Consider the following 10,601-nt stretch of genomic DNA (forward strand, 5'->3'; position numbering starts at 1 on the left):
TCGGAACGGGTTTCTGGGGGTACGATGAGAGGAAGCCGCAATGACAGGGCGGCATCATCATGGGCGATCTGTCCCAGATGGCCCGGCGAGAACGGTCGACTGCATTTGTAGAGGATCTCGACGTCTGCGGTCAGGGACTGGAACCCATGCGCCGCGCCTTCCGGAATGAAGATCCAGGGTGAGTCCTCGTCCATCTCGCGGGTGGTGACGAACCCGAAACGGGGCTCGCGCAGGTCGAGCGCGATATTGCACACCCGTCCACGGATCACCCTGAACAATTTAGCCTGGGCATGGGGCGGGGTCTGGAAATGCAGTCCCCGGACCGTACCGGGTAAGCGGGTACAGGAACAGTTGTCCTGGACGAAGTCCGGCAGCCCCAGTTCCTCGAACGCCGGACGGCTGTAGCGTTCGCTCAGCCATCCTCTCGGGTCGCTGAAGACTGGTGTGTGAACCCATGCGAGGTCGGCAAAGTCGGTGATCTTTTCGAGCCGGTAACCCGAGGTCATGACGATAAATGCTCAGTTTATGAAGGCGGGCCAGGTGGGCCGGACCGTTCCGGAGCCTGCCGCCCGTACACAATTGGGTCGACAATACCCGGTAAGGCCGTCACATCGGGCCCCATGAATACGCTGGAAATAAGCGGCACTCTAGATGCCGATCTGAACGTCTTCGAGGATCGGACCGATCTGGTCCGACAGCCGACGGAGCGCATCCGGCTGGACAAGGACGCGACGTCCGAGGCGATCGATCTGTTCGTTTGCCGAACGCCAAACCAGCTGGTGTCCAGCTGCTACCTGGTGGTCGATCTCGAATCCAGCCGACTGATGGTCAACCAGAGCTACGACAATGTCGGCTACTGGTTCCCGCGCGCGCGCCCCAAGCTTACGGACGATGAATTTACACTCAGCTCGACCCCGATCCTGATCGAGGGGCCTCACGTCATCATCGGGGGACCGATCGACAGCGTATGGTATCATTGGCTTGTCAGCTGGTGTGCCCGTTTCTACATCCTTCGTCAGTTGAGACCGGACCTGTTCGCGGATCCTGCGGTCCGGTTCATGGTTTGCACAGAGGCGCGCAATCAGTTCCGGGAGACCGCTCTGGCGGTCGGCATTCCGGAAGATCGGATCACCTGGGTCACCCACGACAACGACTACCTTGTTCAGGATGCGATCGTCGTGACCTTCCCCGATCAGCGCTATCTCTATCCCGAGGTCGTCCGCGGGATCGCGGCGACGCTGAAGGCGAACCTGGCCGCCGATATCGTGCCCGGCCGTCGTCGAATATTTGCATCTAGGCAATCGTTCACGACGCCAAAGCGGCGGGTCGCCAACTGGGCGGCCATCCAGCCGGTGCTAGAGGCGTTCGGGTTCGAGGTCGTCGAGCTGGGACAGCTGTCGGCGCGGGACCAGATCGCCATGTTCTCACAGGCCCAGTTCGTGCTCGGCGTTCACGGATCCGACCTCGCAAACCTCATCTTTTGCGAGCCGGGTGCCATCGCCTTGGTGATCGAGAACGAACGCAACCTCTATCACGGGCTGTCGGCCTCGCTCGATATCCTCAGCGGCATCGTGGGCGTGGGCTATCACTGCATGATTGCAGAAGAGGCGATCGACCCCGACGCCGACTATTCCCACTTTCCCACACTGCACAATCGCGACGTGATCATAGACCCGGACGCGCTGCGAGACCGGTTGATCATGCTCGGCTGTCAGCCGATCGCCGAGGGCGTCTAGCTAAGGGCAGGGTTGGGCAGAACGTCCAACTCGCTCGCCCGGCCGGTGTCCGACAGTTGCCGCAGGGCAGCCATGATGTGGTAGAAGGAACTGGCCGGGGCGGGCTCGTCCACGAAGGTCAGATCCTGGAGGCGCTTGTCCCGCCAAAGGCCGTCCTCGGTGAGATAAAGCCAGAGCGCACGCTGTGCGGCCGCCGCGTCTTCGAGGTAGGCTTGCCGCGCGCCATCATGGCTGAGTTCGGCCAGGATCAGGGCGGCCTTCAGCCATTCGGTCTGTGGCCACAGACGCGCTCGGTGGCTGCGGATCGTACCGTCATCATTCATGGCGTCGACGGCGACCGCCATCCGTTCACTCACGCCGGCGGTGCCGTGCGCATAGAGTTTGCGTGCGACGTCCAGGGCGCTCTCATCGTTGCGGGCACGCGCGTGGCGCGCCATCAGCCAGGCCCATTCGAACTGATGCCCTGGTTCGACCAGTCGCCCGGCCTCGCCTGCGGCAGGTGCCCAGTCAGCACCGAAGAACTCGCGCAAATATCCGCCCTCGGCATCGATGAAGGTCGCCCGGGCCAGACGTGCAACCTGATCGGCCAGTTCGGTCCATCCGGCGTCGCCTCCCGTCTCTTCCCAGGCCAGGCAGGCTTCGAGCAGGTGCATGTGGCAGTTGGACTGGTAGGCGTCGTCTCCCCCCTCGATCAGGGCGCCGTTGGGCAGGGAGCGGGAGCGCAGGGCCTCGCGGATCTTGACCGCCCGTGCCTCAATGGTTGGCTCGGTGCATCCGGCACCCTTGGCCATGGCCAGGGCGAACATGACGAAGGCCTGGTCATAGACCATGGCTGTTTCGTCCAGCGGCGTACCGTCCGCCGCAAGAAGAGTCCGGCACAGGCCGTCGTCGCGCAGATAGTCGGCGATCAGGCGATCGACGCCCTGGTCGACACAGTGTTTCCACGGGCCTCGCCAGCCCATCTGGCCGGCCTGGGCAAAGACGTAGATCTGGCGCGCCTGGACCCGCGCCCGGCGCGACGTATGGACCGGTCGACCATCCATTCCGATGACCTCGGCAAAGACGCCGCGGTCGTCCTGGCCGAGCGTTGCCCAGGTCGGAAGGGCACGCAGGCGCATCCAATCCGCGAAGCGACGGCCACCGATGGCCAGGGCTTCAGCAACAGGGCGTTGGAAATCGAGGTGCTGGGGCGAGGCGATCCGGATGCGATCGACGATCCGCTTGACGTCCTGGGCGCGCGACAGGTCGCAGACGAGGACCGCGTCCTTCTCCGCGATGATCGCCAGGTTCCGTACGCCGAGCGCGGCGACCATGATGCCGTCTGCTGACCGTGCCAGGCAGCCCTCTGCATCTTCGAAGATGTGGAGGCCCGTGTCGCCCTCGCCACTCGCGGCGATCGCGTCCCATGCCCCCAGGTCGGACCATCCGAAATGCACTTCGAGCACCGAAGCGAGCCGGGTCTTTTCCATCAGGGCGTAGTCGATGGAAATCTTGGGAGCGCCGGTGAAGGCCTCGGTCAGGACTTCCACTTCGGCCTGCCCGCGGGGCGGCAGGGCCGCCTGCACTGCAGCCTCGACCGCCGGCGCATGGGTCCGAAGTTCGGACAGGAGAGTGCGGGCCGCGACCACGAAGTTGCCGCTATTCCACAGATAGCCGGCGGCGATGTACTCACTCGCCGTTGGCGCGTCGGGCTTCTCGATGAACCGATCGATGTCGGAAAGTCCGCGGCCGGACGGTTTTATGTATCCGTAGGCTGACGAAGCTTCGCTGGGTGATACGCCCAGGGTCACGACGCGGCCTTCGGCGGCTGCGACGGCGGCCGTGCGCACGGCGTCCCGGAAGGCCTCGTGGTCGGGGATGTGATGATCTGAGGCGACAAAGGCGTTCACGCCGCCCGGGTCTTCACGTTCGGTCCAGGCTGCCGCTGCGGCCATCGCGGCCGCCGAGTCCCGCGCCTCGGGCTCCAGCAGCACATGGGCGGACACGCCGATCTCGCCCAACTGCTCAATGATCCAGGGCCGGTGAGAGACGCCGGCAACCACGATCAGCCGGCCTCCGTTATCGGCCAGCGTCGCGACACGCAGCACTGTTTCTTGAAAGAGTGAGCGATTGCCCGCCAGCGGGATGAATTGTTTGGGTCGCGAAGGCCTGGAAGCAGGCCACAGACGAGTCCCCGACCCACCGCACATGATCACAGGATAAATTTTCATTGCCCGCTGCTTAGCGGAGGCTGAAAGGTTTGCGAAGCAGATTTGTTGGACGGCTCGCGGGGTCCAGAGCGTGTTCCCGAAGCGTTCGTGGCAAGGACCTTCGTCAGGTCGCCGGAGGCGCGAAAACCGCCCCGAAATCCGTCTGCGCATTCTCGAAATCGGGCGGGCGGCCGATGTCGAGCCAGTATTCGTGGATGGGATAGGCGCCGACTGTTTCGCCGTCTGCGGCCAGTGCGGCCAGCAGTTCGGGCATGTCATAGGGGCCCTGGGCCGGGACGCGGGCGAGGACGGACGGATCGAGGCAGTAGACACCCGCATTGGCCTGCCAGCGGAAGGTGGGCTTCTCGCGCAGGGACACCAGACGGCTACCGTCGATCTCGGCGACGCCGTGCGGGGCCTGGAAGGCGTGTTCGCGCACACACAGGCTGGCCTGGGCCCCCAGGTCGGTGTGGAAATCGATCAGGTCGGAGAAACTCATTCGCGTCAGCAGGTCGCCGTTCATGACCAGCATGGGGCCGTCCAGCGGTTCGTCGAGCAGCGCCAGGGCCCCCGCAGTGCCGCGCGGATGATCCTCGCGCAGGTAACGGATCTCGATCCCCATGGCTGAGCCGTCGCCGAAGTGGTCCTCGATCATCTCGGCCAGGTAGTTGACCGCCAGTCGGAAGCGCCAGAAGCCCTGATCGCGCAGCCGCTCGATGATGGTTTCCAGCAGGGGGCGTCCCGCCACCTTCAGCATCGGCTTGGGGCAGTTCTGGGTCAGGGGAGCCAGGCGCACGCCGCGCCCCCCGGCCATGATGACCACCAATGTGTCGCGTGTCGCCGAGATGCCGATGGCGTCGGGATAAAGGCCGATGACCCGCCCCTCGGCATCCAGCATCGGGGCCAACTGGACCCCGCGATCCGAAAGCCGCCGCACGGCCTCGGCCTCGGACCCGCCGGTTCGCAATGCGACGGGATCGAGGTTCATGACTTCGCGGACGGGCGCGTCCATCTCGATGCGCCGCATCAGCCCGCGCCGGATGTCGCCGTCGGTCAGGGTGCCGAGCAGGCGGCGTTCGCCATCGACCACGACCAGGAGCTTGCGCCGCACCCCGTCCATCCGCTCGATGGCGGTCAGCAGGGTGTCGTCGGGCCCGAGCAGGTTGCCGGAAATGTCGCCGGGTCGGCTCATACGGCGTACTCGTCGGGGCGATAAAGGGTCGGGTTGGCGCGGATGAAATCGACGGTGCGGGCCAGGCCTTCCTCGACGCTGACACGTGGTGCCCAGCCGAGCTTCGCCCGGGCCAGGGACGCATCGGCGATCAGCCGCTCGACCTCACTGGCGGGCGGCCGCATCCGGGTCTCGTCGGCGACGACCTCGACCGAAACGCCGGCGGCGGTAGCAATCATCGCGGGCAGGTCGCCAATGCGGACCTCTCGCCCGCCGCCGGTATGGATCGTCTCGCCCTCGACGCCTGGCGTGATCCCGGCGCGCAGGAAGGCGTCCACCGTATCGTCCACGAAGACGAAGTCCCGCGTCGGCCGGGTGTCGCCCAGCTTGACCGGACGCCCCGCGAGCATCTGCACGGCGATGGCGGGGATCACCGCCCGCGCGCTTTGCCGGGGACCAAAGGTGTTGAACGGGCGCAATGTGACGACGGGCGTTCCAAACGATCGGTGATAGCTCTCGGCCAGTTTGTCGGCGGCGATCTTGGTGGCGGAATAGGGCGACTGGCCGACCAGGGGGTGGGCCTCGGTCATCGGGATGGTCTGGGCCGAGCCATAGACCTCGCTGGTCGAGGTATGGACCATGCGCCCGACGCCCAGCTCGCGCACGGCCTGAAGAACGTTCAGGGTGCCGAACATATTGGTCCGCACGTAGCTTTCGGGGGCCAGGTACGAATACGGAATGGCGATCAGGGCACCGAGGTGGAAAACGATGTCCCGGTCCCGCACCGCGTCGGTGACGCTGTCGCGATCGGCCAGGTCGCCGCGGCGGACGTCGAGCCCTGCGCGCACCGGCGACCGGTCCAGCCAGCCAGCGTCACCGTCGGAGGTATAGCGCACCAGCACCCGGACCTCGGCTCCGCACTCGACCAGCCGCTCGGTCAGCCGGCTGCCGATGAAGCCGCCCGCACCGGTGACGAGGACGCGTTTGCCGGCAAGTCCGGACAGGATGTCGTCGGCCTGGATGGCGTCGCTCACGATGAAGGCTCCCTCGGCCTCGAAGCCGTGGCCCGCAATGTCGTCCAACGTGGTTAACCAGACGTAAGGCGCGGCCTGTTCTGATCATGGCGAACCGGGAAGGGCAGGCGATGATCGACGACAAACGCGTGCTCGCCATCGTCCCGGCCCGCGCGGGCTCGGAGCGGTTGCCGGGCAAGAATGTGCGCCCCATGGCCGGGTGCCCGATGGTCGAATGGACTCTGCGGGCCGGGCTGGAGGCAGCGACGATCGACCGGCTGGTGGTCTCGACCGACGATCCGGCGGTGGCCGGGGTGGCGCGCGGCATGGGCGTCGAGGTCATCGACCGCCCCGACGAACTCGCCGGCCCGGCAGCCTCGGTCATCGACGCCATCGACCATGCGCTGGCGACGGTGGGTGGTGTCTGGGACTATGTGGTCCTGCTCCAGCCGACCTCGCCCCTGCGCACCGCCGCCGACATCGACGGCGCGGTGTCCCTGTGCGAGGCGCGGGCGGCTCCGGCCGTGATCGGGGTCTCGACCCTGCCCAAGCCGCCGGGGTTCTATGGCCGCGTGGATGCCGCCGGCACCTATCACAAGGCGGAGGCCTCTGCTGATCAGTCGGTGGTCATCAACGGGGCGGTCTACGTCGGCCGACCGGAGCGGCTGCGCATCGACCGGTCGTTTCAGACGGAAGGAACCCTGGCCTGGGTCATGCCGTCCGAGCAAGGCTGGGACGTGGATACCCTGTTCGACTTCATGATGGCCGAGGCGGTGATGACGGGCGGGTAGCAGTCTTTTTCTTCCGTCATGCGGCGGATGTCGTCTGCCGTGAGCGCAAGTTCGCAACTCCAAACGACCAATCCCTTGCCGGACAAGGGATTGGTGCGTCCTCGGCCCTGTTTGCCTGACGCTCCCTCTCGACGTGGTATGGTGGTCGCCCAACCCGGTCTTTGACAATCCCGATCACGCCGACGTCGGACTCAACGGACTCAACGGACTCTAAAATTGAGTTCGGACTCTTCGGACTCTTCGGACTCTAATTTCGAGTCCGGACCGGGCTTAAGGACGATCGACGAAAGACTTGCGCGCTAATCCGCAAAACGTGGTTTGTTCAAGGGTTTCCACGATCAGCCGGGCCGCGCCGCCTTCCCCGAACGGAGCCGGCTGGCTGCGCGCGGTCTCGGCGAACGCTGGGTCGAGGGCGCGGGCCAGGGCCTCGGCGACCACGCTCGGTGTATTGGCGCAGTCGACGACGCTGGGCGGCTTGATCCGGCCGTCCTGCCGACCGCCGACATTGACCGACGGGACGCCCGCGATCGGGGCCTCGATCACGCCGCTGGAGGAGTTGCCGACCACGGCGTCGCAGGCCGTCAAGGCGGCAGCGTAGCGCGCCGCGCCGAGGGACTCATTCAGGAGCACCTGATCCGGTCGTTCGGCGGCGAAGGCGTCGAGCGCCGCGCGCACGGCGTCCGATCCCACGTCGGCGTTGGGCCGGGTGATCACCAGCTTGCGATCCCTCACGGTTCCCAGTCCGCCCAGGAAGGCCGCGACCTGATCGGCGGGGCTCATCGCCGCCAGGGTCTCGGGGTGGAAGGTGACCAGCAGGAAGCCGGGCTCCAGATCCGCCTCGAGCATCCGCGCCACCGTCGCCCGGTCGGTCCGGGCGGCCCGGATCGTCTCGACCGCCGTCGAGCCGACGGTGAACACCCGATCACCGGCCTCGCCCAGTTGCAATATCCTCTGGCGGTAAGGTTCGGCGGCGGTGAAATGAAGGGCCGACAGCTTGGTGACGGCGTGGCGGATGGCGTCGTCCACCGCGCCGGTGGTCCTGTGCCCCCCCTCCAGATGCAGGATGGGCAGGCCGAACGGAACCCCCGCCGCCGCCGCCGCCAGCACCTCGGTCCGGTCGCCCAGCACCATCAGGGCGTCGAGCCTGAGGCCGGGTACGGCGGCCCCCAGTCCGGCCAGCACCGCCGCCATGTCCGCCGCGACGTCGGCTGGCGCGTTCCCGGCCAAGGGAACCGGCACGAGCGCGGCGGGCTTGCGTCCGTCCGCCTCGATCTCCGACAGGGTCCGGCCGTGCCGCTCCGACAGGTGGGTTCCGCTGACGATCAGGACGGGCTCCAGTCGTGCCGAGGCCTCCATCGCCGACAGCACGGGCCGCAGCAGGCCGTACTCCGCACGGGTCGCAGTGAAGACGCCGATGCGCGCCCGGACACTCACGGGTCGATCAGCTCGTCGGCGGCGTAGGCCCGGGGCGCGGGGCGACCTTCCATATCCCACAGCCGCGCGGGGGGCAGGCCTGCTCCGGCCCTTCGCGCGGCAAGGTTGTCGGACGAGAAGACCTCACTGGCGGCGATGGCGCGTCGCGCGACTAGGCTGCGGCGGGCGACGGCGATATTGGGCTGCTCCGCCTCGACCGGTGCCTTGACCGCGCTGCCCAGAGCCTCCGTCACCCGGCGCGCTCCGGCGACGAGGGCGGCCATCTGGTCCGGCTCCAGCGAGGCCTTGTGGTCCGGCCCCTCGGCTGTTCGATCGAGCGTCAGGTGCTTCTCGATGACGACGGCGCCACGCGCCACAGCCGCCAGGGCGATGTCGATGCCCAGGGTGTGGTCCGAGTATCCCGGCCTGACGCCCAGCGCGGCATAGGCGTCGATCACCCTCAGGTTGGCCTGGTCGTGGGGTGCCGGATACTGGGTCACGCACTGCATGACGACCGTCCCGGCCAGGATCGGCCGGGCCTCGGCCGAACCCAGGGCGGCACGAAAGGCCGCGATCGAGGGTCGCCCTTCGGAGCCCGCCAGCCGGCCGAAGACCACACACCCCAGGGCGTCCTCGACCTCGCTCATCTGCGCCATGCCGGTGGACAAAAGCAGCGGCCGGCCCAGCCGGGCCAGCTCCAGAAGGAAGGGCAGGTTGGTCAGCTCCCCCGACCCCACCTTGATCCGCGTCATGCCCAGGTCGTCGACCAGCATCCGCGCCGAGCCGATGTCGAACGGCGTGGACAGGAACCCGATGTCGTGCGCCCGGCAGTGATCGACGACCCGCCTCAGGCCGGCGGGCGACAGCACCAGCCGGGCCAGCATCTCCGCCTGGGTCGGGCCCTGGCCCGCAGCGGATTGATAGGCGGCGGTCGGCGCGGCGGCCGTGGTCAGCTCCTCAGGGTCGAAGGTCTGGAACTTTACCGTGTCCGCCCCCGCACGGGCGGCGGCCTCGACCAGGGCCAGCGCCCGGTCCTCGCGGCCGTCGTGGTTCACCCCCGCCTCGGCGATGATCTCGCAGCGTTCAGCCTGGTGCGCCATGACCGAATCTGTAGTCAGGTTCGCCCGGTTCCGAAAGCCGGACGGACCCGATCACGTCACCTGCGATCCCGGATAGGGGTGATCGAACCGCGCGATACGATTTTTTCGTGTAGCTTCAACGCCACGGTCGCAGATTCACGGATGGGTAACGACGTTATCGCCTCGACCGCCTATGGCAACGCTGTTAGAGAGCCATCAGGCGGTGAGACCGCCGCATGAATCAATTTTGGCGGAGGGCTCACACCCATGCGTATGAAGACGATGATCCTGGCGACCAGCGCGGCGGCGGCTCTCGCCCTGTCGGCCGGCGCCGCTTCGGCGGAACCCGATGGCTGGTACGGTGCGGTTGACGCCGGCTATCAGCACATCGATCGCCGCATCAACCTCGAGTCGGCGACGACGGGCAACAATTTCCGCATGGAAATCAACGACGGCTGGACCGCCTTCGCCCGCCTGGGCTACCGGTTCAACCCGAACTGGCGCGTTGAAGTCGAGGGCGGCTACCGCTCCGGCGACATCGGCACCTTCCGTGCCCGTCGCGGCCGCAACGGCGTCTGCAACCTGACGCCCGCCACCGGCCCCTGCTACTCGCCCGAAGGCGACGCGACCTCCACGACCCTGATGGCCAATGTCATCTATGACTTCGGCTTCGAATACTGGGGCATCCGTCCCTTCGTCGGCCTCGGCGCCGGTGTGAACCACGTCAACACCGACGTGATCGGCCGTCACCGCAACCTGCGCACCGTCGGCTTCGCCGCCGACGATTCGTCCACCAAGTTCGCGGCGCAAGCCATCGCGGGCCTGGCCTGGGCCGTTTCGGACCGCGCCAACATCGACCTGACCTACCGCTACCTGACGGGCGACATGGAGTTCTTCACGACCTCCTCCGTCGCGGCCTTCTCGCAAGGCACCCTGGAAGGCGACTATGACTCGGCGCACAGCGTTTCGCTGGGCCTGCGTTACGCCTTCGGTCCGGAAGAAGTTGAAGCCCCGGTTGCGCCTCCCTACGTCGCTCCCCCGGCCCCGCCGGCCCCGACCCCGGTCGCGCCTCCGGCTCCGCCGCGCCCGACCGCTCCGGCCGCTCCCGTCGCTCGTGAGTTCGTGGTCTACTTCGACTGGGATCGCTCGGACCTGACGGCTGAAGCCCGCTCGGTCATCACGGCCGCCGCGAACTACGCCAAGACCGGC

General features: G+C 67.1%; 9 protein-coding genes. 3 read left to right on the forward strand and 6 right to left on the reverse strand.

Going from position 1 to position 10,601, the window contains the following annotated elements; all coding sequences use genetic code 11:
• The coding region (locus ACILQR_RS13130) for a dTDP-4-dehydrorhamnose 3,5-epimerase family protein (RefSeq protein ID WP_395651850.1) at nucleotides 1-506 on the reverse strand (506 nt) is incomplete at its 3' end.
• 114 nt (nucleotides 507-620) lie between these two features.
• Here ACILQR_RS13130 and ACILQR_RS13135 point away from each other — a divergent pair.
• Complete coding sequence (locus tag ACILQR_RS13135) at nucleotides 621-1,736, forward strand: glycosyltransferase family 61 protein (protein WP_395651851.1); 1,116 nt, start codon at nucleotides 621-623, stop codon at nucleotides 1,734-1,736.
• Here ACILQR_RS13135 and ACILQR_RS13140 read toward each other — a convergent pair.
• From ACILQR_RS13140 to ACILQR_RS13150, 3 genes are all read right to left on the reverse strand, one after another.
• A complete protein-coding gene (locus tag ACILQR_RS13140; RefSeq protein ID WP_395651852.1) occupies nucleotides 1,733-3,946 on the reverse strand; it encodes an AGE family epimerase/isomerase in 2,214 nt (737 codons plus the stop codon). The two genes, ACILQR_RS13135 and ACILQR_RS13140, sit on opposite strands and share 4 nt — an antisense overlap.
• A 103-nt stretch (nucleotides 3,947-4,049) precedes the next feature.
• Entirely contained in the window at nucleotides 4,050-5,117 is a 1,068-nt protein-coding gene (locus ACILQR_RS13145; protein WP_395651853.1) for a nucleotidyltransferase family protein, read from the reverse strand.
• The gene (locus ACILQR_RS13150; RefSeq protein WP_395651854.1) at nucleotides 5,114-6,178 is read right to left on the reverse strand and encodes a GDP-mannose 4,6-dehydratase; all 1,065 of its coding nucleotides are present in this window, start codon (nucleotides 6,176-6,178) and stop codon (nucleotides 5,114-5,116) included. The genes ACILQR_RS13145 and ACILQR_RS13150 overlap by 4 nt, the downstream gene beginning before the upstream one ends.
• A gap of 62 nt (nucleotides 6,179-6,240) precedes the next feature.
• On the opposite strand from ACILQR_RS13150, the gene ACILQR_RS13155 reads away from it, so the two are divergent.
• Complete coding sequence (locus ACILQR_RS13155; protein ID WP_395651855.1) at nucleotides 6,241-6,900, forward strand: cytidylyltransferase domain-containing protein; 660 nt, start codon at nucleotides 6,241-6,243, stop codon at nucleotides 6,898-6,900.
• Between the two features lie 270 nt (nucleotides 6,901-7,170).
• Here the strand turns inward: ACILQR_RS13155 and neuC are convergent, their stop codons facing one another.
• Nucleotides 7,171-8,334 carry a UDP-N-acetylglucosamine 2-epimerase gene (neuC, locus tag ACILQR_RS13160; protein ID WP_395651856.1) on the reverse strand — a complete coding sequence of 388 codons (1,164 nt, stop codon included), beginning with the start codon at nucleotides 8,332-8,334 and terminating at the stop codon, nucleotides 7,171-7,173.
• A complete protein-coding gene (locus tag ACILQR_RS13165) occupies nucleotides 8,331-9,413 on the reverse strand; it encodes an N-acetylneuraminate synthase family protein (RefSeq protein WP_395651857.1) in 1,083 nt (360 codons plus the stop codon). Before ACILQR_RS13165 ends, neuC begins: the two co-directional genes overlap by 4 nt.
• Nucleotides 9,414-9,659: 246 nt before the next feature.
• Between ACILQR_RS13165 and ACILQR_RS13170 the strand changes: the two genes are divergently transcribed.
• Nucleotides 9,660-10,601 (forward strand): outer membrane protein (locus ACILQR_RS13170; RefSeq protein ID WP_395651858.1); only part of this gene is annotated, 942 nt, incomplete at its 3' end.

The sequence above is a fragment of the Brevundimonas sp. genome, from assembly GCF_044239655.1.
Taxonomy (GTDB): Bacteria; Pseudomonadota; Alphaproteobacteria; order Caulobacterales; family Caulobacteraceae; genus Brevundimonas.

Excerpts from the sequence above, each read along its gene's own strand:
- ACILQR_RS13135 (WP_395651851.1), top strand. The coding sequence starts at position 621 with ATGAATACGCTGGAAATAAGCGGCACTCTAGATGCCGATCTGAACGTC.
- ACILQR_RS13140 (WP_395651852.1), bottom strand. The coding sequence starts at position 3,946 with ATGAAAATTTATCCTGTGATCATGTGCGGTGGGTCGGGGACTCGTCTG.
- ACILQR_RS13145 (WP_395651853.1), bottom strand. The coding sequence starts at position 5,117 with ATGAGCCGACCCGGCGACATTTCCGGCAACCTGCTCGGGCCCGACGAC.
- ACILQR_RS13155 (WP_395651855.1), top strand. The coding sequence starts at position 6,241 with ATGATCGACGACAAACGCGTGCTCGCCATCGTCCCGGCCCGCGCGGGC.
- ACILQR_RS13165 (WP_395651857.1), bottom strand. The coding sequence starts at position 9,413 with ATGGCGCACCAGGCTGAACGCTGCGAGATCATCGCCGAGGCGGGGGTG.